This window comes from Nocardioides cynanchi, from assembly GCF_008761635.1.
Taxonomy (GTDB): Bacteria; Actinomycetota; Actinomycetes; order Propionibacteriales; family Nocardioidaceae; genus Nocardioides; species Nocardioides cynanchi.
This window is the reverse complement of record NZ_CP044344.1, coordinates 1,146,048-1,171,888: the sequence shown is the minus strand read 5'-3', so window position 1 is coordinate 1,171,888 and position 25,841 is coordinate 1,146,048. Positions and strand designations below refer to the sequence as shown.

Genomic DNA, 25,841 nt, shown 5'->3' with positions numbered 1-25,841 from the left:
AGGTCCGCCGAGGCTAGGGGACCTGGCTGGCCGAGTCGCGGTCGAGGAACCAGATCGTGGCGGTGACGCCTTGCACCCCGGCTGCCGGGATCTCGTGCGGGTCGGGGGGTGGCGTGGTGAGGCCGCGGCCCACGGCCGCCGCCTTGCCGCCGCCGCTGGCCACGAACCACACCTCGTCGGACCGGTTGAGCGCGCTCAAGGTCAGGCTGACCCGCTCCGGCGGTGGCTTGGGGGAGTCGGTCACCGGCACCGCGACCTCGTCGACCACGTCGAGCTGGGGGAAGCCCGGGAAGAGGGAGGCGACGTGTCCGTCCGGACCAACGCCGAGCATGGTGAGGTGGAACCGCTCGGCGCCGACGGACCGCACGACCTCGGCGTACGCCGTGGCGGCGGCCTCGACCGTGTCCGCCTCGGCGGTGGAGGGCATCTCGTGGATCCGCGCCGGGTCGGCACCGACGACGTCGAGGAACGAGGCTCGGGCCTGGCCAGCGTTGCGGTCGGGCGAGTCGGGGGCGACGTAGCGTTCGTCGCCCCAGAAGAAGTCGACCCTCGACCAGTCCACGTCGCTGTCGGGCGCCAGCCGCGCGATCTCGCGGTGGATGGCCTCGGCGATGGTGCCGCCGGTCAGGGCCACGCGGGGGATCTCGCCGGTGGCCTGGCGGTCGGCCAGCAGCCGGACGAAGGCGCCGGCGACGGTGATGGCGAGGTCGTCGGCGGACTCGTGCACCTCGACCCGAGGCGTGGGTGGGTGGGTCACGAGACGTGCATCCGGGCGAGCTTGCGGGTGGTGGCGGCGTACACGTCGTCCTCGTCGAGCCGGCGCAGCTCCTCGGCGAGCAGCTCGGGCAGCTGCCGACGCTTGAGCGCGACCGGCCGGTCCGGCCGCCCGGGCGAGGAGAAGGTGGCCAGCCGCCCGTCGCCTCGCGAGATCCGGATCGGACCCTCCCTGGTCTCGAGCACGACCTCGGTGATGCCGGGGCCCTTCGAGGTCTTCCGCTCGATGGTCACCTTCAGCCGGTCGGCGAGCCAGGCCACGAGCAGCTCGGCACTCGGGCTGATCCGCTCGGCCGTCACCGAGCCGCGGCTGATCTTGAGCGGGTGCTGGTCGAGCGCGGCGGCGAGCAGGGCGCGCCAGGGGGTGATCCGGGTCCAGGCGAGGTCGGTGTTGCCGGGGGAGTACGACGCGCACTGGGCGTGGATCGCCTTCCCCTTGCCCCGCACCGCAGCCGCGGCGTCGGTGATCCGACGCTGGGCCAGCCGCCCGAGCGGATCGGTGGAGGGCTCCGGCGGCGGGTCCGAGGGCCACCACATCGAGACCGGGGAGTCGGGAAGCAGCAGGGGCAGCACGACCGACTCGGGGTGCTTGACCACTTCGCCCTTGAGCCGGATCAGCGCCGTCTCGCCGGTCCAGCCGTCACCGGTGCCGACCTGGGCGTTGACCTGGCCGGTCCCGCGGGCGTCGCCGAGGATCACACCGAGCACCCGGGCCGGATGCTCGTGCGAGGCCTGCCGGGCGACCCGCATCGCGTCCGGGGCGCCGTCCTCGTCCACGACGATGACCAGCGTCATCACCATCCCCATGGCCGGGCTGCCGGCGCGCACCCGGGCAGCCACGAACTCGGCCGCGATGCCGGACGCGTTGGTGTCGATGAGCTCAATCAAGGTCGTCTCCAGACGCGTCCGTCGCGGGCCATCATCTTGTCCGCGGAGGGCGGACCCCACGTGCCGGCTTCGTACTGGTCGGGCCGGCCCTTCTTCGCCCAGTGGTCGAGGACCGGGTCCAGGATCTGCCAGGACTTCTCGACCTCGGCGTGGCGGGGGAACAGCGGCGGGTCGCCGAGGAGCACGTCGAGGATCAGCCGCTCGTAGGCCTCGGCGCTGGACTCGGTGAACGAGCCGCCGTACGCGAAGTCCATGTTCACGTCGCGGATCTCCATCGCGGTGCCCGGCACCTTGGAGCCGAACCGGATGGTCATGCCCTCGTCGGGCTGGATCCGGATCACCAGGGCGTTGTGGGTGAGCTCCTCGGTCGCGGTCTTGTTGAAGGGCAGGTGCGGCGCGGGCTTGAACACCACGGCCACCTCCGTCACCCGGCGCCCGAGCCGCTTGCCGGTGCGCAGGTAGAACGGCACCCCCGCCCAGCGGCGGTTGTCGACGTGCAGGGTGACCGCCGCATACGTCTCGGTGTGTGACGTCTTGCGGACGCCCTCCTCCTCGAGGAACCCGACGACCTGGTCGCCGCCCTGCCAGCCCGCGGCGTACTGCCCGCGGGCGGTGGCGAGGTCGAGCCGGCGGGGGAGGGTGACGCTGGAGAGCAGCTTCAGCTTCTCGACCCGCAGGCTCTCGGCGTCGAACGACGTCGGCTCCTCCATCGCGACCAGGGACATCAGCTGCATCAGGTGGTTCTGGATGACGTCACGGGCCGCGCCGATGCCGTCGTAGTAGCCGGCCCGGCCACCGATGCCGATGTCCTCGGCCATCGTGATCTGCACGTGGTCGACGTAGTTGGAGTTCCAGATCGGCTCGAACATCGCGTTGGCGAAGCGCAGCGCCAGGATGTTCTGGACCGTCTCCTTGCCGAGGTAGTGGTCGATCCGAAAGATCGAGCCGGACGGGAAGACGTCGGCCAGGATCCCGTTCAGCTCGCGCGCCGACTCCAGGTCGTGCCCGAACGGCTTCTCCACGACCACCCGCCGCCAGGAGCCCGCGGCGGGCTGGGCCAGGCCGTGCTCCTTGAGCTGGCCGACCACGTCGCCGAAGAAGCCGGGCGGGATGGCCAGGTAGAACGCGTGGTTGCCGCCGGTGCCGCGCACCTCGTCGAGCTCCTCGATGGTCCGGCGCAGCGTGTTGAAGGCGACGTCGTCGTCGAAGTTGCCCGGCACGAAGCGGAAGCCCTCGGCGAGCTGCTTCCAGACCTCCTCGCGGAACTCCGTGCGGGCGTGCTGCTTGACCGAGTCGTGCACCACCTGCGCGAAGTCCTCGTCGGCCCAGTCGCGGCGGGCGAAACCGGTCAGGCTGAAGCCCGGCGGCAGGAGCCCGCGGTTGGCGAGGTCGTAGATCGCCGGCATCACCTTCTTGCGGGACAGGTCGCCGGTCACCCCGAAGAGCACCATCCCGCACGGACCCGCGATCCGGGGGAGGCGTCGGTCCTCGGGGTCCCGGAGCGGGTTCACCCAGTCGTTCATCGCACCCGCTGCTTCCGGTAGTAGGAGATCAGGGCCCGCGTCGACGCATCCTGCGCGGCGAGGGCGTCGTCGTCGCCGGAGATGGCGGGTCCGACCTGCTGGGCCAGCTGCTTGCCGAGCTCGACGCCCCACTGGTCGAAGCTGTCGATGCCCCAGACCGCACCCTGGGTGAAGGTGATGTGCTCGTAGAGCGCGACCAGCTGACCGAGCACCGAGGGGCTCAGCTCCGGCGCCATCACCGAGGCGGTGGGCCGGTTGCCGGTGAACACCCGGGCCGGGACGATCGCCTCCGCGGTGCCCTCGGCTCGGACCTCGTCGGCGGTCTTGCCGAACGCCAGGGCCCGGGTCTGGGCGAAGAAGTTGGCCAGGAAGAGCTCGTGCACGTCCACGGTCTCGCCGTCGTGGGTGTCGCGCAGCGCGTGTGCCGGGTTCGCGACCGCGATGAAGTCGGCGGGGATCAGCCGGGTGCCCTGGTGGATCAGCTGGTAGAACGCGTGCTGGCCGTTGGTGCCCGGCTCGCCCCAGAACACCTCACCGGTGTCGGTGGTGACCGGGGTGCCGTCCCAGCGCACGCCCTTGCCGTTGGACTCCATGGTCAGCTGCTGAAGGTACGCCGGGAACCGGTGCAGCAGCTGGGCGTACGGGAGTACGGCGTGGCTCTGGGCACCGAGGAACGAGGAGTACCAGACGTTGAGCAGGCCCATCAGCACCGGCACGTTGGTGGCGAGGTCGGTGGTCCGGAAGTGCTCGTCCATCGCGTGGAACCCGGCCAGCAGCTCGGCGAACCGCTGGGGACCGATCGCGACGACCAGGGAGGTGCCGATGGCGGAGTCCAGGGAGTAGCGCCCGCCGACCCAGTCCCAGAAGCCGAAGGCGTTGTCGGGGTCGATCCCGAAGGCCTCGACCTTGTCCAGGGCGGTCGAGACTGCCACGAAGTGCCGCTTGACCGCCTCGGTCTGGTCGGAGCCGGTCAGGCCGTCGAGCAGCCACGCCTTGCAGAGCCGGGCGTTGGTCAGCGTCTCCAGCGTGCCGAACGTCTTGCTGGACACGATGAACAGGGTCGAGGCGGGGTCGAGGCCGGCGAGCTTGGTGGCGGCATCGGTCGGGTCGATGTTGGAGATGAAGCGGCACTCGAGCCCGTCCTGGCGGTAGGGAGCCAGGGCTTCGTAGGCCATCACCGGGCCGAGGTCGGAGCCGCCGATCCCGATGTTGACCACCGTCCGGATCCGCTCGCCGGTGACGCCGGTCCAGGCGCCGCTGCGCACCTGGTCGGCGAACGCGTAGACGCGCTCCAGCACCTCGTGGACGTCGGCCACGACGTTCTGCCCGTCGACCTCGAGGGTCGCGTCGGCCGGGAGTCGGAGGGCCGTGTGCAGGACCGCGCGGTCCTCGGTGACGTTGATGTGCTCGCCGGCGAACATCGCGTCGCGCCGGCGGGTCAGCCCGACCTCCTCGGCCAGCGCCAGCAGCGCGTCGAGCAGCTCCTCGCCCAGGAAGGACTTGGACAGGTCGACGTGCAGGTCCGCGGCGGTGAAGCTCAGCCGCTCCACCCGGCCCGGGTCGTCGGCGAACCACGCCCGGAGGTCCGGCTCGAACCCCTCGGCCAGCGTCGTGAGTCGTGACCAGGCCGCGGTCGACGCCGGGTCGACGGCCCCTTCGGTCACTGCTGTCCCTTGGCCTGCTCGAGCTGGGTGGTCACCGTTGCGCCGAGCTCGTCCCACGCGGTCACGAACTTCTCGACACCCTCCTTGATCAGGACCTCGATGACGTCGTCGTAGTCGATGCCGGCCTCCGCCAGCGCCGCCATGTGAGCCGCGGCGTCCTCGTAGTGCGGCCGGACCTGGTCGCCCCTGATCTCCCCGTGGTCGGCGACCGCGTGCATGGTCGCCTCGGGCATCGTGTTGACCGTGTCCTCCACGACGAGGTCGTCGACGTACATGGTGTCGCGGTAGTCGGGGTTCTTCACCCCGGTGGATGCCCACAGCGGACGCTGCCGCCGGGCTCCGTCGGCCTCGAGGGAGGCCCAGCGCTCGCTGGCCAGGGTCTCCTCGTAGGCCTGGTAGGCGAGCCGGGCGTTGGCGACGCCCGCCTTGCCCTTGAGGCCCGCATCGGTGCCGGGGCCGGACGTCGTGCCGTCGAGCCGCTTGTCGATCTCGGTGTCGACCCGGGAGACGAAGAACGAGGCGACCGAGTGGATGGTGGTCAGGTCGTGGCCGTTCTCGCGGGCCTGCTCGAGGCCGGCGAGGTGGGCGTCCATGACGTTGCGGTACTGGTCGAGGCCGAAGATCAAGGTGACGTTGACGCTGATCCCGGCGGCCAGGGTCTCCGTGATGGCCGGGCCGCCCTCCACCGTACCGGGGATCTTGATCATCAGGTTGGGCTGGTCGACGGTCTTCCAGAGGTCGGCGGCCTCGGCGACGGTCTGCTCGGTGTCGTGCGCCAGGCCCGGCGACACCTCGATGGACACCCGTCCGTCCACGCCGTCGGTGGCGTCGAACACCGGGCGGAGCACCTTGCACGCCTCACGCACGTCGTCGGTGGTCAGCACCCGCACGGTCTGGTCGGTGTCGGAGCCGAGGGCCGCCAGCTCACGGATCTGGGCGTCGTAGCGCTCGCCCTTGCTCAGTGCCGCCTGGAAGATCGACGGGTTGGACGTCACGCCGACCACGTGTGAGTGCTCGACCAGGTCGGCGAGGTTGCCGGTCTCGAGACGCTCGCGGGAGAGGTCGTCGAGCCAGATGGACACTCCCGCGTCGGAGAGCTGCTGTAGGCGGTCGGTCATGGTTTCTGCTCCTAGTTGGTAGCGCTCCGGATGCTGTCCTGGGCGGCGGCCGCGACGGCCTCCGCGGTGATGCCGAACTCGCGGTAAAGACGCTCGAAGTCGGCCGAGGCGCCGTAGTGGTCGAGCGAGACGATGCGGCCGTGGTCACCGACGACCTCGCGCCAGCCCTGGGCGACCCCGGCCTCGACCGAGACCCGGGCCTTCACGATCGGCGGGATGACCGTCTCGCGGTAGGAGGTCTCCTGCGCGTCGAACCATTCCCGGCACGGCATCGAGACGACCCGGGCCCGCACCCCGTCGGCCGCGAGGAGCTCGCGCGCCCGGACGGCGAGCTGGACCTCGGAGCCGGTGCCGACCAGGACCACATCGGGCTGGCCGCCGTCGACGTCGAGCAGGACGTAGCCACCGCGGTGGACGTTGCTGGTGTCGGAGTAGCCGTCCTTGCCGCGAGGGAAGACCGGGAGGTTCTGCCGCGACAGCACCAGCCCGGCCGGCCGGTCGGTCTGCTCGAGAATGGTCTGCCAGCAGGCAGCCGTCTCGTTGGCGTCGGCGGGGCGTACGACGTCGAGCCCGGGGATCGCCCGCAGGGCGGCGAGGTGCTCGACCGGCTGGTGGGTCGGGCCGTCCTCGCCGAGGCCGATCGAGTCGTGGGTCCACACGTAGGTGACCGGCAGCCCCATCAGGGCCGCCAGGCGGACCGCGCCGCGCATGTAGTCGGAGAACGTCAGGAAGGTGCCGCCGAAGACGCGGGTGCCGCCGTGCACGGCGATGCCGTTCATGATCGCGCCCATGCCGTGCTCGCGGATCCCGAAGTGCAGCACCCGGCCGGCCAGCGGGTCGGCCTTCCACATCTTGGTGGCGCGGTTGCCGGGGAGGAACGACGGGACGCCGTCGATGGTGGTGTTGTTGGAGCCGGCCAGGTCGGCCGAGCCGCCCCAGAGCTCGGGCAGGGTGCCGGCGAGGGCGTTGATCACCTTGCCGGAGGCGACCCGGGTGGCCACGCCCTTCTCGTCGGCGGGGAAGCTCGGCAGCCGGGCGGCCCAGCCCTCGGGCAGGGTGCGGGTCTGGAGCCGGTCGAAGAGCGCGGTGTCGGCGGACGGCTTGCGCGCCCACGCGTCGTACGCCGTGCTCCACTTGGCCTGGGCGGCCTTGCCGCGCTCGACGGCCTGCCGCGTGTGCTCGAGGACCCCGGTGGGTACCTCGAAGTTCAGGGCGGGGTCGAAGCCGAGCACCCGCTTGGTGGCCGCGACCTCGTCGTCGCCGAGTGCGGAGCCGTGCGCCTTCCCGGTGTTCTGGGCGTCGGGTGCCGGCCAGGCGATGATCGTGTGCAGGACGATGAAGCTGGGCTTGTCGGTGACCGCCTGCGCCTTGCGGATCGCGTCGTAGAGCGCGGGGACGTCCTCGACGTACTTCGTGCCGTCGTTGGTCCAGTCGACGTGCTGCACGTGCCAGCCGTAGGCCTCGTAGCGGGCGCCGACGTCCTCGCCGAGGGCGATGTCGGTGTTGTCCTCGATCGAGATCCGGTTGTGGTCGTAGATCACGGTGAGGTTGCCGAGCTCCTGCACGCCGGCGATCGCCGACGCCTCCGCGGAGACGCCCTCCTCGATGTCGCCGTCGGAGCACATCGCATAGATCTGGTGGTCGAACGGCGAGTCGCCCAGGGCGGCGTTGGGGTCGAGCAGGCCGTGCTCGCGACGTGCGGCCATGGCCATGCCGACGGCGTTGCCGATGCCCTGGCCGAGCGGGCCGGTGGTGGTCTCGACGCCGGCGGTGTGGCCGAACTCGGGGTGGCCCGGGGTCTTGCTGCCCCAGGTGCGCAGCGCCTTGAGGTCGTCGAGCTCGAGGCCCCAGCCGCCGAGGAAGAGCTGGATGTAGAGGGTCAGGCTCGAGTGGCCGCAGGAGAGCACGAAGCGGTCGCGGCCCGGCCAGTGCGGGTCGGCGGGGTTGTGCCGCATCACCTTCTGGAACAGGAGGTACGCCGCGGGAGCCAGGCTCATGGCGGTGCCGGGATGACCGTTGCCGACCTTCTGCACCGAGTCCATGGCGAGCACCCTGGCGGTGTCGACGGCCTTCTCGTCCAGCTCGGTCCAGTCCAGCTTCGCGGGTGTGTTGCTCACGCGGTGGTTCCCTTCCAACTCGGGTACGCGGGGTGGTCGTCCGGGCGGCGCCTCAGCCGTCTCCGAGCCTACCCACCCCGGGCGATAGACTGCGAGGCACGTCGTCCCCTCTCATCTGTCCCCGTACCCGAGGAACTCCGTGACATACGTCGGCCAGTCGGCCCCGGCCCGTTCCGAGCCGGACGCACCGCGGACGAGCGGGTCCTCCCGGTGGAAGGACGTCGCGGGCGCCTACCTCGGGCTGACCAAGCCACGGGTCATCGAGCTGCTCCTGCTGACCACCGTTCCGGTGATGTTCTTCGCCGCCCGGGGCGTCCCCGACCTAGGCCTGGTCGTGGCGACCGTGATCGGCGGCAGCCTGTCGGCCGGGTCGGCCTCGGCGCTGAACTGTGTCTACGACCGCGACATCGACGAGCAGATGCGACGCACCCGCCGACGCGCCCTGCCGCGCCACATCGTCTCGACTCGCAGCGCCCTGGTCTTCGGGGTGTCTCTCGGGGTGCTGGCCACCGTCATCCTCGCGGTCTGGGTCAACCCGCTGTCCGCTGTGCTGTCCCTGGTCGCGGAGTGCTTCTACCTGTTCGTCTACACGATGCTGCTCAAGCGTCGTACGACGCAGAACATCGTCTGGGGCGGTCTCGCGGGCTGCTTCCCGGCCCTGATCGGCTGGACCGCCGTGACCGACCAGCTCGCCTGGGCACCCGTGGTGCTGTTCGCGGTCGTCTTCTTCTGGACGCCGCCGCACACCTGGGCGCTGGCGCTGCGCTACCGCGAGGACTACGCCGGGGTCGACGTCCCGATGCTCCCCGTGGTCGCGCCCGCGGAGACGGTGGGCCGGCAGATCGTGCTCTACAGCTGGGTGATGGTGCTGACCTCACTGCTGCTGTGGCCGGTCGCGGACACCGGCTGGGTCTACCCCGTCGTCGCCGTGGGGCTCGGCGCGGTCTTCCTCGTGCAGGCGCACCGGATGTGGGCGCGCACCCGCGGCACCGAGGACCTCTCCGAGATCCGGCCGATGGTGCTCTTCCACGCCTCCAACCTCTACCTGTCGCTGCTCTTCGTCGCGGTGGCGCTCGATCCGCTGCTGACCCGCTGACGCGGGGTGCGAGATCGCGACCGGTCACAGAAAGTCGGCCGTCGGAGGCAACCAAAGTGCGGCTGGATGCGTCTCACTCTGTACGACGGTTGGCCTGCCCACGGGGGTGTAGGCCAACCGTCGTTCGCGTCTCGTCGCGGTTCGTGGCGACCTCCGGCTCCAGCACGGTGACCAGCAGCCAGGTGACGGTGGCGATGACGAGGGCCGCTCCCAGCATGTGCAGCATCACCACGACGACCGGCAGCCCCGCGAAGTACTGCACGAAGCCGATCGCCGCCTGGAGTGCCTCGACCCCCAGCAACGCGTTGACGGGTCGCGGGTCGGCGCCCGCGGCGCGGACCGCGAACCAGAGGCCCGCCGACAGACCGATCAGCAGGAACACCAGGTCGGCGTGGAGCTGGCTGACCTGGAGCGGGTCCAGCCCGTTGCGCGGCGCCTTGGCGTCGCCGGCGTGCGGGCCCGAGCCGGTGACCACGGTGCCGGCGTACAGCACGAGCCAGGTCACGGCGTACGTCGACCAGGCCAGCGCCGGGAGGGTGCCGTTCGCCGGCGGCCGGGCCGGGTGGTCGAGCCGGTGGAGGAAGAGCACCGCGGCCGACACGATCGCCAGCGAGATCACCAGGTGAAGCGAGACGACCCACGGGTTGAGGTCGGTGAGCACGGTGACCCCGCCGAGCACGGCCTGCGCGGGGATCGCCAGGGCGAGGAGGAGCGCCATCCGGGTCAGGTCGCGGCGTCCGCTGGCGCGTGCGGCGACGTAGGTCGCGACGGCGACCGCGACCAGCACGAAGGTCAGGGTGCGGTTGCCGAACTCGATGAGCCGATGGATGTCGTAGGCGCCGTGCGGGACGAACGAGCCCTCGTCGCAGCGTGGCCAGGTCGGGCAGCCGAGGCCCGAGCCGGTCAGGCGGACGGCGCCCCCGGTGACCACGAGGGCGATGTTGGCCACGAGGGTCGCCCACGCCAGGCGCCTCAGCCAGGTGCTCACTCCCATCGGAACGTCCGGGCCGTGAGCACCGTGCCGAGCGCGGCCCACACGAGGAGCACGCCGAGGTTGCGCCAGGCCGTGGTGCCGTCGATCAGGGCGTGCCGCAGGGCGTCGCCCAGGGCGCCCGAGGGCAGGAACGCGGTGACGTGGCCGAACGCGCCGTACGACGAGCTCGGGAGGACCACGGCGCCGCCCGCCATCAGCAGGAGGTAGACCAGGTTGGCGGCAGCGAGCGTCGCCTCGGCCCGGAGCACGCCGGCCACGAACAGACCGAGCCCGGCGAAGGCTGCGGTGCCGAACGCGAAGGCGAGCACCGCTCCCGGGACGTCGACGTGCGGGTTCCATCCGAGCAGCGCGCCGACGATGCCGATCACCAGCACCTGGAGGACCTCGATCAGCAGCAGGCCGCCGGCCTTCCCGGCGAGCAGACCGGAACGGGGGAGCGGGGACGCACCCAGGCGCTTGATCACGCCGTACCGTCGCTCGAAGCCGGTCGCGATCGCCAGCGACGTGAACGACGTCGACATGATCGCGAGGGCGAGCACGCCGGGGGTGAAGACGTCGACGGCCGGATGCGTGAAGTGGATCCCGATGTGGTGGGCGCCGTTGACGCCACCGACGAGGACGAGCACCGGGATCACGACGGCGAGCAGCAGCTGCTCACCGTTGCGCAGCATCAGCCGCGCCTCCATGCCGGCCTGGGCGACGACCATGCGCGGGAACGGCGCGGCCCCGGGGCGAGGGGTGAGGTCGAGGCTCATGCCGTCAGCTCCCGCCCGGTGAGCTCGAGGAAAACGTCCTCGAGGGTGCGCTGCCCCAGCGCGAGCGACTCGGGCAGCACGTCGTTGGCCTCGCACCAGTGGGACACCACGGCCAGGGTCGACGCGTCGGCCGGCCCGGTGAGCAGCAGGCTGGTGGAGCCGAGCAGGGTGAGCTCCATCGCCGCGCCGAGGGCCGCGCGCAGCGACTCGGGGGCGTCGTCGGGGAACGGCTTGGTGACCACCAGCCGGATGGTCGAGGTGCCACCGCGGGTGAGCTCGAGCGGCGAGCCGCTGGCGATCAGGCGGCCGTGGTCGATGATGTGGATGTGGTCGGCGAGGCGCTCGGCCTCGTCCATGTAGTGCGTGGTGAGCACGACGGTCACCCCCGAGCTGCGCAGCTCCTCGAGCAGCTCCCACGTGGTCCGGCGGGCGGCGGGGTCCATGCCGGCGGTCGGCTCGTCGACGAACACGATCTCGGGTCGGCCGACGATGGCCAGGGCCAGCCCGAGCCGCTGCTGCTGGCCGCCGGACAGGCGTCGGTACGGCGTGCGCCCGCAGTCGCCGAGCCCGAGCCGGTCCGAGAGGGTGGGCAGGTCGAGGGGGTGGGCGTGCAGCCGGGCGACGTGGCGCAGCATCTCGTCGGCGTGGACGCCGCTCCAGGCGCCCCCGCCCTGGAGCATGACCCCGATGCGGGGGAGCAGGTCACGTCGTTGGCGCACCGGGTCGAGGCCGAGCACCCGGACCGAGCCGGCCTGCGGCCTGCGGTAGCCCTCGGCGGTCTCGAGAGTGGTGGTCTTGCCGGCCCCGTTGGGCCCCAGGACCGCGGTGATCGTGGCCCGGCCGACCGTCAGGCTCAGGTCGTCGACGGCGACCTTCTCGCCGTACCGCATCACCAGCCCGTCGATCGCGACAGCCGGGTCCGCGGCCGGGTCGTCGGGACGGACGGGCGGCGCGGACACGCCTCCAGTGTAGGAACGGCGCGGCTCACGCCGGTCGGCGGGCGGTGGGCGTTGAGGGGCGCTCTCTCAGTCGATGAGCGAGGGTGCGGGGATGCCGGTCAGTCAGCGTCACGCAGCGCGACCTCACGGGTCGTCCGGGCCGGCGCTGACGGGGGCGCGTCTGGAGAAGACCGTGATCGAGTGTGCCGAGCCCCGGGTGCTGGCGGAGTTCTACGCCACCCTGCTCGACATGCAGCGGATCACCGATGAGCCGCACTGGGTCGTGATCGGTCGGGAGCCCGGCATGCGGGAGCTCGCCTTCCAGCACCCGGAGCGCCATCCCGCGAGCGCCAGGGACCCCGCTTACGGAGCCCCTGAGGCCTCTCCCGGAGGGAGGGACCGCGACCCGGACCCGGGCTAGGCCTCCACGACGTCGGGCTCGGTGCCGTCGTCGACCAGCCGGTCGAACGCCGCGGGCGGCTCGCGCCACACCTCGGAGCGCGGGTGCTGGATCTCGCGCCAGACCCGTTGCGGGGTGCACGGCAGGTCGATGTGCTTGACCCCGAGGTGCTTGAGCGCGTCCACGACGGCGTTCTGCACCGCGGGCGTCGACCCGATCGTCGCGGACTCGCCGATGCCCTTGGCGCCCATCGGGTTGACCGGGGTCGGGGTCTCGGTGTTGGAGGTCTCGAGGGGGATCCCGTCGGCCGCCGTCGGGATGGCGTAGTCGGCGAAGGAGCTGGTGATCGGGGTGCCGTCGGCGTCGTAGACCATCTCCTCCCACAACGCCTGGCTGATGCCCTGGATCGCGCCGCCGTGCTGCTGGCCGGCCACGATCAACGGGTTCAGGATCCGGCCGCAGTCGTCGACCGCGATGTGCCGGAGCGGCTTGGCCTGCCCGGTCTCCACGTCGACCTCGACGATCGCGACGTGCGCGCCGAACGGGAAGGTGGCGCCCTTCTGCGTGAAGTCGGTGTCGACGCCGAGCCCGCCGTCGTGCTCATGGGCGTAGGCCGCCAGCTCGGGCCACGAGACCCGGGTGTCGGGCACGCCCGCGACGCCGAACCCCTGCTCGTCGAGGGTGACGTCGTCGGCGTTGGCCTCCAGCATCCGGGCCGCGACCGCGACCGCCTTCTCGTGCAGCTCCTCGGCGGCCTTGCTGACGGCGTTCCCACCGAGCTGGAGCGACCGGGAGCCTCCGGTGCCGCCGCCGGTGCGTACCATCGCGGTGTCGGACTGGCGGTAGGTGATCTTGTCGAGCGGGATGCCGAGCCGGTCCGCGACGATCATCGAGAACGACGTGGCGTGGCCCTGCCCGTGCGCGGAGGTGCCGGACATCACCGTGGCCGAGCCGTCCGCATGCACCTGCACCGAGCCGAACTCCGAGCCGCCGAAGCCGGTGATCTCGACGTAGGTGGCCACCCCGATCCCGAGCAGCTTCGACTCACCGGCGTCGATCCGGCGCTGCTGCTCCTTGCGGGCCTCCTCGACGTCGGCGATGCGCAGGGCCTGCTCGAGCGGCACGAGGTAGTCACCGTTGTCGTAGGTGACACCGGTCTGGGTCAGGTAGGGGAACTCGTCGGCCGGAATCAGGTTGCGGCGACGGATCTCCTCGGGGGCGATGCCGAGCTCGCTCGCCGCCACGTCGAGGATCCGGTCCAGGGCGGCGCTGGCCTCGGGGCGGCCGGCGCCCCGGAACGCGCCCACCGGGGCGGTGTTGGTCATCACGCCGATGGCGTCGAAGCGCAGGCGCGGGATGACGTAGGGACCCTGCGCCATCATGTACGTCGGCCCGACGGCCAGGGCGCCCCCGAAGCCGGCGTAGGCGCCGCACTCGCCGAGGACCCGCATCCGGAGCCCGGTGATCGTGCCGTCCTCCTTCAGCCCGAGCTCGGCGTACTGCACCTGGCCGCGGCCCTGCATCGAGAGCATCGCCTCGCTGCGGGTCTCCGACCACTTGACCGGGACGCCCAGCTTCTGAGCGGCCAGGGCGACCGCCGCGTGGTCGGGGCCGCTGCCGGCCTTCCCGCCGAAGGCTCCGCCGACGTGGGGAGCGACCACGCGGACCTGAGCGGCATCGAGGCCCAGCGCCTTGGCCAGGAGGTCGCGCGCCATGTGCGGGTGCTGGGTGGAGACCCAGATCGCCATCCCGCCCTCGTCGGTAGGACGGGCCAGGATCGCGTTGCCCTCGATCGGGGCGGTCGCGATCCGCTGGTTGACCATCCGGACCCGGGTGACGTGGTCGGCGTCGTCGAGGACGTCCTGCGGGTCCTTGGCGGACCGGCTGGTCGCGATGTTGGAGCCGATCGCCTCGAACTGCAGCGGAGCGTCGTCGGCCAGCGCGTCCTCGATGTCGCTGACCGCCGGCAGGTCGTCGTAGTCGACGTCGACGAGCTCGGCGGCGTCCATCGCCTGGGCGCGGGTCTCGGCGACGACCAGGGCGACCGGGTCGCCGACGAAGCGGACCTTGTCCACGGCCAGCGCGGCCCGACCGGCCTTGTCGTTGACGTCGGCGAAGCCGGAGAGCGGCGCGCGGCCCAGGTCGTCGGCGGTCAGGACGGCGAGGACGCCAGGTGCGGCCGCGGCCTCCGCGGTGTCGATCCCGGAGATCCGGGCGTGCGCGAAGGGGCTGCGCACGAAGATCGCGTGCGCCACGCCCTCGTCGTCCAGGTTGTCGACGAAGGAGCCCTGCCCCAGCAGCAGCTCCAGGTCTTCGACGCGGCGGACTTCGGTTCCAAGGATCGATCCGGGCATGCGCTCAGCCTACGCATAGCGGAAGCCCTCTCCGCTAGCCCGTTCCCGGCGCTCGGGTTCAGGCGGGGACGCCGGTCAGGGCGGTCGACCGGCGCAGCGCGCGCCGGGCCAGCACGAGGCTCACGCCGCCGAAGGCGAGGGCCGGCAGCCAGGCCACGGCCGCCTTGAGGCTGACCGCCGCCAGGGCCGCGGGCCAGGGGATGCCCAGGCCCACGAGGGCGGCGACCAGGGCTCCGTCCCGCGGGCTCGCCCCGTTGGGGCCGGGGACCACGGCGGCGAGCTGGCTGGCTCCGAAGGCGCCGAGCACCGCCAGCGGCGACAGGTCGTGACCGGTTGCGTCGATCGTGCCCAGGAGCAGGGCCGCGATGGACAGCTGGTAGCCGGCCGAGAGGACCAGAGCCCGCGCCAGCTGGCGGGGCGGGGGAAGCGGACCGTGCGGCAGCAGGTCGGGCCGCAGGCGTCGTACGACGAGCATCAAGAGTGCGGCGACCGCCACCACCCCCAGCGCGACTGCGACCAGCTGCCCGGGGAGGGCGGTGCCGGCGAACACGACGAAGGCGGCCAGGCCCAGGGCACCGACCAGGCGGTCGGCGGTGACACTGAGCACGGCGTCGCCCCGGCCGAGGCCGGTGCCGGTGAGCCGGCGGACCCGCCACACGTCGGAGCCGATGTGGCCCGGAGTCAGGAGCCCGAGGAGCTCGCCCTCGGCGAAGGCCCGCAGGTGCCACCGCCGGCTCTGCGGCACCGGGGTCAGGGCCCGCCAGCGGAGCGGGCAGAGGACGTACTTGCCCACCACCCACGGCACCACCCCGATCGCCAGGGGCCAGGGGTTGACCGACGGCAGGTGCGGAAGGGTCAGGGCGGGCACCAGCACGCTCACCACGACGCCGACGAGGACCACGGGCCTCGACTGGGCCAGGGAACGCAGCTGCATGGGGCACCTCGGGGCTGTGCCGGACGGGGGGTCGTTGCCACGAGTGAAGCAAGCAACGGGCCGCTGCGGGGCGGTTCGCCGGATTTCAGTCAGGTGGTGGTCAGGCATGGGCACGGGGCGTTTAGGGGACCCTTACTTGAAGCAGCCTCGGTATTAACGGCACACTGGTGTTGTGGAATTCGAGCGGAACGACTCCGGCGACCAGCCGACGCGTGAGCGCGTCGTCCGGTCGATCCTGGTCAACGGTCCCTCGACCGCCGCGGCGCTGGCCGAACGGCTCGACCTCACGCCCGCCGCCGTACGCCGTCACCTCGAGCACCTGCTGACCCTGGGGGCGCTCGAGTCACGGGACGCGCGGCCCTCGGCGACCCGGGGTCGCGGCCGGCCGGCGAAGGTCTTCGCGATCACCGACAGTGGTCGGGAGAGCTTCGACCAGCAGTACGACGACCTCGCGGTGCAGGCTCTCCGCTACCTGTCCGAGACCGGCGGCGACGAGGCCGTGATGGAGTTCGCGCGGCGCCGGGTGGCGTTCATCGAGCGCGACTACGCGACCGTCACCGCAGCCCACCCGGAGCTGTCGCCGGCCGAGGCGCTGGCCCGGGTGTTCTCGGCCGAGGGGTACGCCGCCTCCGTGCGGTCGCTGCCGCTGCTCGACGGGCTGTCGGCGGCCGAGCAGCTGTGCCAGCAGCACTGCCCCGTCTCCCACGTGGCGCACGAGTTCCCGCAGCTGTGCGAGGCCGAGACCGAGGCCATCGGCCAGGTCCTCGGCCGGCACGTCCAGCGCCTGGCCACCATCGCCCACGGCGACGGTGTCTGCACCACCTGCATCCCCAACCCATTGGTCTCGACCAGCTCGACCACCGAGGAGTAGACGTGACGTCCATCGAAGAGCTGAACCCCGAACTCCAGGGCATCGGCCGCTACCAGTTCGGCTGGTCCGACCGCGACGACGCCGGAGCGGTGGCCAAGCGCGGTCTCAGCGAGGAGGTCGTCCGCGACATCTCCTCGAAGAAGTCCGAGCCGCAGTGGATGCTCGACCTGCGCCTGAAGGGCCTCAAGCTCTTCCACCGCAAGCCGATGCCGACGTGGGGCTCCGACCTGTCGGGCATCGACTTCGACAACATCAAGTACTTCGTCCGGTCCAGCGAGAAGCAGGCCGCCTCGTGGGAGGACCTCCCCGAGGACATCAAGAACACCTACGACCGGCTCGGCATCCCCGAGGCCGAGAAGCAGCGCCTGGTCGCCGGCGTCGCCGCGCAGTACGAGTCGGAGGTCGTCTACCACTCGATCCGCGAGGACCTCGAGGCGCAGGGTGTGATCTTCAAGGACACCGACACCGCGCTCAAGGAGCACCCCGAGCTCTTCCAGGAGTACTTCAACACCGTGATCCCGGTCGGCGACAACAAGTTCGCCGCGCTCAACACCTCCGTGTGGTCGGGCGGCTCCTTCATCTACGTGCCGAAGGGCGTGCACGTCGACATCCCGCTGCAGGCCTACTTCCGGATCAACACCGAGAACATGGGCCAGTTCGAGCGGACCCTGATCATCGTCGACGAGGACGCCTACGTGCACTACGTCGAGGGCTGCACCGCGCCGATCTACAGCAGCGACTCGCTGCACTCCGCGGTGGTCGAGATCATCGTGAAGAAGGGCGGCCGCTGCCGCTACACGACGATCCAGAACTGGTCGAACAACGTCTACAACCTGGTGACCAAGCGGGCCACCTGCGAGGCCGGCGCGACCATGGAGTGGGTCGACGGCAACATCGGCTCCAAGGTGACCATGAAGTACCCCGCGATCTACCTGATGGGCGAGCACGCCAAGGGCGAGACCCTGTCCATCGCGTTCGCGGGCGAGGGCCAGCACCAGGACGCCGGCGCCAAGATGGTCCACGCGGCGCCGAACACCTCGTCGAGCATCCTGAGCAAGTCGGTGGCTCGCGGCGGTGGCCGCACGTCGTACCGCGGGCTGATCCAGATCAACGAGGGCGCCCACGGCTCGAAGTCCAACGTCCTGTGCGACGCGCTGCTGGTGGACCAGATCAGCCGCAGCGACACCTACCCGTACGTCGACATCCGCGAGGACGACGTCTCGATGGGGCACGAGGCCAGCGTCTCCAAGGTCTCCGACGACCAGCTCTTCTACCTGATGTCGCGCGGCATGGGCCAGGACGAGGCGATGGCGATGATCGTGCGCGGCTTCGTGGAGCCGATCGCCAAGGAGCTCCCGATGGAGTACGCGCTCGAGCTGAACCGGCTCATCGAGCTCCAGATGGAAGGCGCAGTCGGCTGATGTCCCAACTCCTGGACGCGCTCGAGATCGAGCGCGTGGACTCCCACCTGCACCCGCTCGGGTCGTTCGATGTCGACGACCACCCGGTGCCCACGGGCCGTGAAGAGATCTGGCGGTTCACCCCGCTGAAGCGGCTGCGCGGCCTCCACGCCGACGCCTCGCTGGCCGGCTCCGGCGTCGGCGCCGAGTACGACGCTCCCGAGGCGGTCGTGGTCGAGTCGCTGGAGGCCGGCAACGCACTGCTCGGCAGCAGCGGCTTCGTGCCCACCGACCGGATCGCGGCCCGGGTCTGGCACGAGAGCGGCCGTCGCTTCGCGATCACGGTCCCGAGCGACACCGAGCTCGACCGCCCGGTCTTCGTCACCCTGACCGGCACCGACACCGAGACCGCGACCGCGACCCACGCCGTGATCACGGCCGGCGCCCACAGCAAGGCGACCGTCGTGCTGCGGTTCGTCGGCTCGGCGACGCTGGCCGACAACGTCGAGATCGTGGTCGGCGACGGCGCCGACCTGACGCTGGTCAGCATCGACGACTGGGCCGACGACGCGGTCCACGTGGGCCACCGGCACGCCCGGGTCGGCCGCGACGCGCGCTTCAAGCATGTCGACGTCACCTTCGGCGGCAGCGTCGTGCGGCACGACACCACCGCTGAGTACGCCGGCCCCGGCGGCAACGTGGAGATGCTCGGCCTCTACTTCGCCGACGCGGGCCAGCACATCGAGCACCGGCTGTTCGTCGACCACACCGCGCCGAAGACCAAGAGCCACGTGACCTACAAGGGTGCGCTCCAGGGCGAGGGCGCGCACACGGTCTGGATCGGCAACGTCCTGATCCGCAAGGTGGCCGAGGGCATCGAGACCTACGAGGAGAACCGCAACCTCGTGCTCACCGACGGCTGTCAGGCCGACTCGGTGCCCAACCTCGAGATCGAGACCGGCGAGATCGCCGGCGCCGGTCACGCGTCGGCGACCGGCCGCTTCGACGACGAGCAGCTGTTCTACCTCCGCTCGCGCGGCATCGCCGAGGACGAAGCCCGTCGGCTCGTCGTGCACGGCTTCTTCAACGACCTGATCCGCCGGATCGCCGTACCCGAGCTCGAGGAGCAGCTGGCGGCCACCGTGGAGGCGGAGCTCGCGAAGAACGTCCTGGACGGGGCCTTCTGAGATGAGTTTCGAACGCGCCTGCGCCGCCGACGAGGTCCGGGAGGACCAGCCGCTCGGCGTCACGGTCGACGACATGGAGATCGCCGTCGCCCGCCAGGGTGAGGAGTTCTTCGCGATCCAGGACCTCTGCTCCCACGCCGAGGTCGCGCTGAGCGAGGGCGACGTCGAGGACTGCACCATCGAGTGCTGGCTGCACGGCTCCCGCTTCGACCTGCGCACCGGCAAGCCGACCGGCCTGCCCGCCACCGAGCCGGTGGCCACCTTCCCGGTCGAGGTCCGCACCGATGGTGTGTACGTCGACGTCACCACCACCCTGAACGGAGTGTCACCCTCATGAGCACCCTCGAGATCACGGACCTGCACGTGTCGGTCAAGACCGACGACGAGGACAAGGAGATCCTCAAGGGCGTCACGCTGACGATCCGCGACGGCGAGACCCACGCGATCATGGGCCCGAACGGCTCCGGCAAGTCGACGCTGGCCTACTCGATCGCCGGCCACCCGAAGTACACCGTCACCTCGGGCACGGTCACGCTCGACGGCCAGGACGTGCTCGCGATGAGCGTCGACGAGCGGGCCCGGGCCGGCCTCTTCCTGGCCATGCAGTACCCCGTCGAGGTGCCCGGCGTCTCGGTCTCGAACTTCCTGCGGACCGCCAAGACCGCGATCGACGGCGAGGCGCCCAAGCTCCGCACGTGGGTCAAGGACGTCAACAGCGCGCTCCAGCAGCTCGACCTCGACCCCAGCTTCGGCACCCGCTCGGTCAACGAGGGCTTCTCCGGCGGCGAGAAGAAGCGCCACGAGATCGCCCAGCTCGAGCTGCTCAGCCCCAAGGTGGCGGTGCTCGACGAGACCGACTCGGGCCTCGACATCGACGCGCTCAAGGTCGTCGCCGAGGGGGTGAACCGGTTCCGCGCGCAGGAGGGCAAGGGTGTCCTGCTGATCACCCACTACACCCGCATCCTGCGCTACATCGAGCCCGACTTCGTCCACGTCTTCGTCGCGGGCCGGATCGCCGAGCAGGGTGGACCGGAGCTCGCCGACGCCCTCGAGGCCGAGGGCTACGACAAGTACGTCAAGGCCGCCGCCGTCTGACATTCCATGGTCGAGCGGAGTCGAGACCACGCGAGGAGGAACTGATGATCGAAGGACTGCTCCCGGACCTGGAAGTCGTCCGCAAGGACTTCCCGATCCTGTCGCGCGTCCTGGCGAACGGGCAGTCGCTGGTCTACCTGGACTCCGCCAACACCTCGCAGAAGCCTCAGGTCGTGATCGACACGATGGTCGACCACCTGGAGCGGCACAACGCCAACATCGCCCGGGCCATGCACCAGCTCGGGGCGGAGTCGACCGAGGCGTTCGAGTCCGCGCGTGACAAGGTCGCGTCGTTCATCGGCGCCCCGGACCGCGACGAGGTGGTGTTCACCAAGAACGCCACCGAGGCGCTCAACCTGGCCGCGAGCACCCTGGCCTGGGCCGGCCCGCGTCAGGTCGGACCCGGCGACGAGATCGTGATCACCGAGATGGAGCACCACTCCAACATCGTGCCGTGGCAGCTGCTGTGCGAGCGCACGGGTGCCACGCTGCGCTGGTTCGGCATCACCGAGGACGGCCGGCTGGACCTCTCGCAGCTCGACGACCTGGTCACCGACCGGACCAAGGTGGTCTCCCTGACCTGGGTCTCCAACATGCTCGGCACGATCAACCCGATCGCCGACATCGCCCGTCGTGCCCACCAGGTCGGTGCGCTCGTGGTCGTGGACGCCTCGCAGGCGGCACCGCAGCTGCCGATCGACCTGGCCGCGATGGCCGACGACGAGCGGCCCGACCTGCTGGCCTTCACCGGGCACAAGGTGGTCGGGCCGACCGGCATCGGGGTCCTGTGGGGTCGACGCACTGTGCTCGACGAGCTGCCGCCGTTCCTCGGTGGCGGGGAGATGATCGAGACCGTGACCATGGCGGGCTCGACCTACGCCCCGGTCCCGCACAAGTTCGAGGCGGGGACCCCGCCGATCGTCGAGGCGGTCGGTCTCGGGGCGGCCGTCAGCTATCTCACCGAGCTCGGCATGGACGCCGTGCACGCGCACGAGCAGGCGGTGACCGCCTACGCCCTCGAGGGTCTGGCGACGGTGCCCGGCCTGACCGTGCTCGGCCCCCTGGACGCGAGCCAGCGCGGGGGAGCGATCTCCTTCGAGATCCCGGGGATCCACCCCCACGACATCGCCACGGTGCTCGACACCCGCGGGATCGCCGTCCGGGCCGGGCACCACTGCGCGAAGCCGGCCCATGCCCGCTTCGGGGTGCAGAGCTCGACCCGGATGTCGTCGTACCTCTACACGACGCCGGCCGAGATCGACGCGCTCGTCGAGGGTCTGGAATACACCCGCAACTACTTCAAGTTGGGTTGAGCACGATGTCCACTGAGCTCGATTCCCTCTACCAGGAGATCATCCTGGACCACTACCGAAACCCCCACCACCGGGGCCTGCGGGAGCCCTACGAGGCCGAGGTGCACCACGTCAACCCGACCTGCGGAGACGAGGTGACGCTACGCGTCCACGTCGCCGAGGGCCCGGACGGACCGGTGGTCGAGGACGTGTCGTACGACGCCCTCGGCTGCTCGATCTCGCAGGCGTCGGCCTCGGTGATGACCGACCTGGTGATCGGCAAGCCGGTCGCCGAGGCGATGGCGATCCACCAGGAGTTCCTGACCCTGATGCAGGGCAAGGGCCAGGTCGAGCCCGACGAGGACGTCCTGGAGGACGGCATCGCCTTCGCCGGGGTCGCCAAGTTCCCGGCCCGGATCAAGTGCGCCCTGCTGTCCTGGATGGCCTGGAAGGACGCGACCACGACCGCTCAGATGGAGGAGACGAAGTGACCACCAACCCCGTGGACCACACCGACCTGCCCGAGGTCCCGGAGGCCGGTGCGCCGTCCGGCTCGGTGGCCGGCACCGCCACGACCGTCGACGACGTCACCGAGGCGATGAAGGACGTGGTCGACCCCGAGCTGGGCATCAACGTCGTCGACCTCGGCCTCGTGTACGGCGTGCACCTCGACGACGACACCAACGCCGTGATCGACATGACGCTCACGTCGGCCGCCTGTCCGCTGACCGACGTGATCCAGGACCAGACCAACCAGGCTCTCGAGGGTCTGGTCAACGACGTGCTGATCAACTGGGTGTGGATGCCGCCGTGGGGCCCGGACAAGATCACCGACGACGGTCGCGACCAGCTGCGCGCCCTCGGCTTCAACGTTTGAGCGCTGCGAGCGAGCCTGCGAGCTCGCAGAGGAGCGAAAAGATCGAGGAGTGTCGACCCGAACCGACGCGTCAGCGGCGGGACGGGTGACGCGTCTCGAGATCCATCACATCGAGCAACGCAGATCCTTCACTCGTTGATCAGCGGCGTGCCCTCGAAGACGCCGAGATCCTCGCGGTAGAGCTCGAGTCCCACGCCGTTCGGGTCGCGCAGGTAGATGCTGTCGTCGGCACCCCGGTCCGGGCCGAGGTAGTCGACCCCGGCCGCGTCGAGCTTGGCCTTGGCCTCGTCGAACTGCTCGCGGTCGATCGACAGGGCGAGGTGCTGGACCGCGCCGATGGTCTCCTCGTACGGCGGGTTGCCGAGTCCGGGGAAGTCGAAGAAGCCGAGCAGGTTGCGGTTGCCGATGTCGAAGAAGAAGTGGCTGGAGCCTGCGTAGTCGCGGTTCTCGACCAGCTCGACCAGGGGGAAGCCCAGGAAGTCCTGGTAGAAGCGGATGGTCTCCTCGACGTCCTGGCAGACCAGGGCCAGGTGGTGGACGCCGCGGACCTTGCTGGGCGGCCGGTCGGCCAGCGGGCGAAGGTAGGTCTCGCGCAGCTCGTCGCGGTGGGCCCGGATCGCCTCGAGCTCCGCGCCTTCGGGTTCAGCCATCGGGTGTCTCCTGTCGTCGAGCTGGTTGAAACGGAATCTATACCGCCGAACCCCGGCCGGGCCGGGCCGGCCGATAACGGCAGGCCGTGGACGGTCACCGGCTGCCAGACTGCCGGCATGGATGTGGAGCGCCACCTGGCCGGCGTACGCCGGGCCGTCGATGCCTTCGCCGCCGCGGTCGCGGAGGCGGGGCTGGCGGCGAGCGTGCCCACGACGCCCGACTGGGACGTACGACGTCTGGTCGCGCACCAGGGCCTGGTGCACCGCTGGGCGACGGCGACCGTTGTCGGCGAGACCATCGACGACGAGGCCATCGAGCGTGAGGGGATGGACGCCGAGGATCCGGTCGCCTGGCTGCGCGCGGGCGCGGAGCGGCTGGTCGAGACCCTCGCGGACGCGCCCGACGACCTCCAGGCGCTGGTGTTCCTGGCCGACGCCCCGGCCCCGCGGGAGTTCTGGGCGCGCCGTCAGTGCCACGAGACCACGATCCACGCGGTCGACGCCCTGGCCGCGGCCCTCGGCCGGTACCCCCGGGCGGCCGACACCTGGCTCGAGCCCGACCTGGCGCTGGACGGGATCGACGAGCTGCTCACCGGTTTCCTGCCGCGGCCGCGCTCGCGGCTGCGGACCCCCGAGCCCACGACCGTGGCCGTGCTGCCCGACGACGCGGCCGAGCGTTGGCTGGTCACGGTCACGGAGCGGCCGCCGACGACCGAGCGCGGCGCCGGCGACGACGGCGCCGACGTGGTGCTCCGCGGCTCCGCGGTCGCGCTGTACCTCACCCTGTGGAACCGCAGCGACGAGGTGGAGGCCGACGGGTTCGGCCTGTGGGCCGACGGGGCCCGCGTGTCGTGGTCGTGACCGTCCCGTGAGTGGCGCGAGCCAGGTCCGGGTGCCGCCGGCGCGCCTCGCGCGGTGGGTGCAGAACTTCGGGGAGCGCCACGACGGGGCGACCCTCGGCGTCGTCGCCGGACACCTCACCGGCGTGGCCGGGGACGGCTCCACCTTCGCGGCCTCCCTGCCGTTCGACGCGTCGTACGACGGGCCGGCGGAGGTCGGTGCCTTCCTCGCCCGGGCCGAGCCGCCGGGGGAGTGGGGCGTCCTCTTGGTCCGCAAGGGGGGCTTCGCGGTGGCCCGGCTGCGCGGTCTGACCCTGGCGGACCACAAGATCGGGCAACGCCACGTGCAGGGCCGGACCAAGGCCGGTGGCCAGAGCCAGCAGCGCTTCGCGCGTCGTCGTGACAACCAGGCGCGACAGGCCTACGAGGCCGCCGCCGAGCATGCCGCCCGGATCCTGGGCCCGGGCGCCCTACCCGTGGTCACCGGCGGGGACCACACCGCCGTCGACGACGTCCTGGCCGACCCACGGCTGCGCAGGGTCACCGTCGTCGGCCCGTGGCTCGCCGTCCCCGACCCCCGCCGGGCGGTGCTCGACGCGGCCGTCCTCGATGCGGCGGCGATCGGCGTCGAGGTCGTCAACGCGTGAGGTGCTCGCCGAACGCCAGGGGCTCGCGGGTGAACAGGTAGGTCGCCCAGTTCAGCTGGGTGACCGTGCCGTCGGGTGCCCGGGTGACCCGCAACAGCTCGCCGCGCTCGCGGCCGGCGACGTCGCGGTAGACGTCGTCGCTGACCTTCTCGAAGCGCGAGGACGTCAGCTTCTCCGCACCCGCCTTGTCGATGCGGGCCCGGAGCTCGCCCTGCTCGACCCAGAAGACGAAGGGCTGGCCCTCCGAGAACCAGCGTCCGAGCACAGGTCGGAGCTCGACCGGGACGTCCGTGCCGGGCGTCCAGGGCGGGTCCTCGACCGGGTCGGAGGTCACCACGTGGTCGGCGAGGTCGATCGCGAACGCGTCCGGCGCGGGCGACGCGGTGGAGCCCATCAGCGCGATCCCGCCAGTACCGGACTCGCGGTGGGTGAAGACGCCGGTGATGTGCCCGGGCATCCCGCCGGTGTGACCGACCCAGGTGCGGCCGCTCGCCGACCGGATCAGGAAGAAGCCCAGGCCCATCGCGCCGTTCCAGCGGTCGGGGTCGAGCAGCACCTGCGGCTGGCACATCTCCTCCATGGTGTCGGCGGACAGCAGCGAGCCCGGGTCCGCGACGAACGCCGACCACCGGGCCAGGTCCTCGGCGGTGCTGGCCAGGCCCCCGCACGGCGCCATCGCCTTGAGGTCGAGCACCGGCTCGGGCCGGGGTACGTCGTCGTACGGGCCGACGTAGTAGCCGCTCACGTGCGGCCCGCCGTCGAAGCCCACCGTCGTACGACGCATCTCCAGCGGCAGCAGGAGCCGGGTCCGGAGCGACTCCTCCCACGACCGGCCGTCGAGCTCCTCGACCAGCTGGCCGAGCATCGCGAACACCACGTTGGAGTAGTGCCAGTGGTCGTGCGGCCGCCCTACCCGCTCGACGTCGTCGAAGTCCCGTCGCAGGGTCTTCTGGTCCGGCTGCTCGAGGGTGTCCCAGACGTCACCCAGCGGCTCCCGCGCCATCCCCGACACGTGCGCCAGGCACTGCCGGATCGTGACCGGGTGCGAGACCTCGGGCACGTGGTCGCCGAGCAGGTCGTCGAGGGTGAGCCGGCCCTCGTCGCGCAGCTGCATCACCATCACCGCGACGAACGTCTTGGTGTTGGAGGCGATCAGGAACTGGTCGTCGGCCGCCGGGGAGCGGTCCGAGCCGATCTCGACGGCGCCGATGCCCTCACCCCAGACCAGCTGCCCGCCACGGCAGACCCCGGCGTAGAGCCCGGGCACCCGGCCCTCGCGCTGGCGGGAGAGTGCGGTCCGGTGCAGGTGGCGCGTCGTCGTGTCCAGGAGCTGGCTCATGCCCCGAAACTAGCGGCCCCTGGCGAGCCGGACGAGACCCGGGCAGACATGGCCAAGGACCCTGACCCACGTCCGGCAACCGTGGCAGG

25 protein-coding genes are annotated in these 25,841 nt (G+C 71.2%); 12 read left to right on the top strand and 13 right to left on the bottom strand.

Going from position 1 to position 25,841, the window contains the following annotated elements:
* Positions 1-13 precede the first annotated feature (13 nt).
* The 6 genes from pgl to tkt are packed head-to-tail and all read right to left on the bottom strand — an operon-like array spanning position 14 to position 8,084.
* A complete protein-coding gene (gene pgl / locus E3N83_RS05875) occupies positions 14-757 on the bottom strand; it encodes a 6-phosphogluconolactonase (RefSeq protein ID WP_151082408.1) in 744 nt (247 codons plus the stop codon).
* Positions 754-1,662, bottom strand: a complete 909-nt coding sequence (locus E3N83_RS05870; protein ID WP_151082407.1) for a glucose-6-phosphate dehydrogenase assembly protein OpcA — start codon at positions 1,660-1,662, stop codon at positions 754-756. The genes pgl and E3N83_RS05870 overlap by 4 nt, the downstream gene beginning before the upstream one ends.
* Positions 1,659-3,185, bottom strand: coding sequence for a glucose-6-phosphate dehydrogenase (zwf, locus tag E3N83_RS05865; protein WP_151082406.1), 1,527 nt, complete (start codon positions 3,183-3,185; stop codon positions 1,659-1,661). Before zwf ends, E3N83_RS05870 begins: the two co-directional genes overlap by 4 nt.
* Entirely contained in the window at positions 3,182-4,849 is a 1,668-nt protein-coding gene (gene pgi / locus E3N83_RS05860; protein ID WP_151082405.1) for a glucose-6-phosphate isomerase, read from the bottom strand. Before pgi ends, zwf begins: the two co-directional genes overlap by 4 nt.
* Positions 4,846-5,967, bottom strand: a complete 1,122-nt coding sequence (tal, locus tag E3N83_RS05855) for a transaldolase (RefSeq protein WP_151082404.1) — start codon at positions 5,965-5,967, stop codon at positions 4,846-4,848. Before tal ends, pgi begins: the two co-directional genes overlap by 4 nt.
* Positions 5,968-5,978: 11 nt before the next feature.
* A complete protein-coding gene (gene tkt, locus E3N83_RS05850) occupies positions 5,979-8,084 on the bottom strand; it encodes a transketolase (RefSeq protein WP_151082403.1) in 2,106 nt (701 codons plus the stop codon).
* A 139-nt stretch (positions 8,085-8,223) separates the two neighbouring features.
* On the opposite strand from tkt, the gene E3N83_RS05845 reads away from it, so the two are divergent.
* Positions 8,224-9,180 carry a heme o synthase gene (locus E3N83_RS05845; protein WP_151082402.1) on the top strand — a complete coding sequence of 319 codons (957 nt, stop codon included), beginning with the start codon at positions 8,224-8,226 and terminating at the stop codon, positions 9,178-9,180.
* Between the two features lie 73 nt (positions 9,181-9,253).
* Here the strand turns inward: E3N83_RS05845 and E3N83_RS05840 are convergent, their stop codons facing one another.
* Genes E3N83_RS05840 through E3N83_RS05830 form a run of 3 tightly spaced genes read right to left on the bottom strand, consistent with a single transcriptional unit; the run spans position 9,254 to position 11,888 of the window.
* On the bottom strand, positions 9,254-10,174 hold the full coding sequence (locus tag E3N83_RS05840) for a COX15/CtaA family protein (RefSeq protein WP_151082401.1): 921 nt from the start codon (positions 10,172-10,174) through the stop codon (positions 9,254-9,256).
* Positions 10,165-10,929 carry an ABC transporter permease gene (locus E3N83_RS05835; protein ID WP_151082400.1) on the bottom strand — a complete coding sequence of 255 codons (765 nt, stop codon included), beginning with the start codon at positions 10,927-10,929 and terminating at the stop codon, positions 10,165-10,167. The genes E3N83_RS05840 and E3N83_RS05835 overlap by 10 nt, the downstream gene beginning before the upstream one ends.
* Positions 10,926-11,888, bottom strand: a complete 963-nt coding sequence (locus tag E3N83_RS05830) for an ABC transporter ATP-binding protein (protein ID WP_238343087.1) — start codon at positions 11,886-11,888, stop codon at positions 10,926-10,928. Before E3N83_RS05830 ends, E3N83_RS05835 begins: the two co-directional genes overlap by 4 nt.
* Positions 11,889-11,961: 73 nt before the next feature.
* Here E3N83_RS05830 and E3N83_RS05825 point away from each other — a divergent pair, with 73 nt between their 5' ends.
* Positions 11,962-12,288, top strand: a complete 327-nt coding sequence (locus tag E3N83_RS05825; protein ID WP_151082399.1) for a hypothetical protein — start codon at positions 11,962-11,964, stop codon at positions 12,286-12,288.
* Here E3N83_RS05825 and E3N83_RS05820 read toward each other — a convergent pair.
* Positions 12,285-14,621 carry a xanthine dehydrogenase family protein molybdopterin-binding subunit gene (locus tag E3N83_RS05820; protein ID WP_151082398.1) on the bottom strand — a complete coding sequence of 779 codons (2,337 nt, stop codon included), beginning with the start codon at positions 14,619-14,621 and terminating at the stop codon, positions 12,285-12,287. The two genes, E3N83_RS05825 and E3N83_RS05820, sit on opposite strands and share 4 nt — an antisense overlap.
* Positions 14,622-14,679: 58 nt before the next feature.
* Positions 14,680-15,555 (bottom strand): lysylphosphatidylglycerol synthase domain-containing protein, encoded by an 876-nt coding sequence (locus tag E3N83_RS05815; protein WP_191907972.1) that lies wholly within the window; start codon positions 15,553-15,555, stop codon positions 14,680-14,682.
* Positions 15,556-15,727: 172 nt separating this feature from the next.
* Between E3N83_RS05815 and E3N83_RS05810 the strand changes: the two genes are divergently transcribed.
* Genes E3N83_RS05810 through E3N83_RS05775 form a run of 8 tightly spaced genes read left to right on the top strand, consistent with a single transcriptional unit; the run spans position 15,728 to position 22,277 of the window.
* Entirely contained in the window at positions 15,728-16,426 is a 699-nt protein-coding gene (locus E3N83_RS05810; RefSeq protein WP_151082396.1) for a helix-turn-helix transcriptional regulator, read from the top strand.
* A gap of 2 nt (positions 16,427-16,428) precedes the next feature.
* A complete protein-coding gene (gene sufB / locus E3N83_RS05805) occupies positions 16,429-17,847 on the top strand; it encodes a Fe-S cluster assembly protein SufB (protein ID WP_151082395.1) in 1,419 nt (472 codons plus the stop codon).
* On the top strand, positions 17,847-19,013 hold the full coding sequence (gene sufD, locus E3N83_RS05800; RefSeq protein ID WP_151082394.1) for a Fe-S cluster assembly protein SufD: 1,167 nt from the start codon (positions 17,847-17,849) through the stop codon (positions 19,011-19,013). Before sufB ends, sufD begins: the two co-directional genes overlap by 1 nt.
* A 1-nt stretch (position 19,014) precedes the next feature.
* On the top strand, positions 19,015-19,350 hold the full coding sequence (locus E3N83_RS05795) for a non-heme iron oxygenase ferredoxin subunit (protein ID WP_151082393.1): 336 nt from the start codon (positions 19,015-19,017) through the stop codon (positions 19,348-19,350).
* Positions 19,347-20,108 carry a Fe-S cluster assembly ATPase SufC gene (gene sufC, locus E3N83_RS05790; RefSeq protein ID WP_151082392.1) on the top strand — a complete coding sequence of 254 codons (762 nt, stop codon included), beginning with the start codon at positions 19,347-19,349 and terminating at the stop codon, positions 20,106-20,108. The genes E3N83_RS05795 and sufC overlap by 4 nt, the downstream gene beginning before the upstream one ends.
* A gap of 44 nt (positions 20,109-20,152) precedes the next feature.
* The gene (locus tag E3N83_RS05785) at positions 20,153-21,421 is read left to right on the top strand and encodes a cysteine desulfurase (RefSeq protein ID WP_151082391.1); all 1,269 of its coding nucleotides are present in this window, start codon (positions 20,153-20,155) and stop codon (positions 21,419-21,421) included.
* A gap of 5 nt (positions 21,422-21,426) precedes the next feature.
* Positions 21,427-21,891 (top strand): Fe-S cluster assembly sulfur transfer protein SufU, encoded by a 465-nt coding sequence (gene sufU, locus E3N83_RS05780; RefSeq protein ID WP_151082390.1) that lies wholly within the window; start codon positions 21,427-21,429, stop codon positions 21,889-21,891.
* 26 nt (positions 21,892-21,917) lie between these two features.
* Entirely contained in the window at positions 21,918-22,277 is a 360-nt protein-coding gene (locus tag E3N83_RS05775) for a metal-sulfur cluster assembly factor (RefSeq protein WP_272950303.1), read from the top strand.
* A gap of 128 nt (positions 22,278-22,405) precedes the next feature.
* Here the strand turns inward: E3N83_RS05775 and E3N83_RS05770 are convergent, their stop codons facing one another.
* Positions 22,406-22,927: a VOC family protein gene (locus E3N83_RS05770; protein WP_151082388.1), complete on the bottom strand. Its 522-nt coding sequence runs from the start codon at positions 22,925-22,927 to the stop codon at positions 22,406-22,408.
* A 117-nt stretch (positions 22,928-23,044) separates the two neighbouring features.
* On the opposite strand from E3N83_RS05770, the gene E3N83_RS05765 reads away from it, so the two are divergent.
* Both E3N83_RS05765 and E3N83_RS05760 read left to right on the top strand, forming a co-directional pair.
* Positions 23,045-23,788, top strand: a complete 744-nt coding sequence (locus tag E3N83_RS05765; RefSeq protein WP_238343086.1) for a maleylpyruvate isomerase family mycothiol-dependent enzyme — start codon at positions 23,045-23,047, stop codon at positions 23,786-23,788.
* Positions 23,789-23,795: 7 nt separating this feature from the next.
* Complete coding sequence (locus E3N83_RS05760; RefSeq protein ID WP_151082387.1) at positions 23,796-24,413, top strand: acVLRF1 family peptidyl-tRNA hydrolase; 618 nt, start codon at positions 23,796-23,798, stop codon at positions 24,411-24,413.
* Here E3N83_RS05760 and E3N83_RS05755 read toward each other — a convergent pair.
* Positions 24,403-25,752: a serine hydrolase domain-containing protein gene (locus E3N83_RS05755; protein ID WP_151082386.1), complete on the bottom strand. Its 1,350-nt coding sequence runs from the start codon at positions 25,750-25,752 to the stop codon at positions 24,403-24,405. The two genes, E3N83_RS05760 and E3N83_RS05755, sit on opposite strands and share 11 nt — an antisense overlap.
* Between the last annotated feature and the right edge of the window lie 89 nt (positions 25,753-25,841).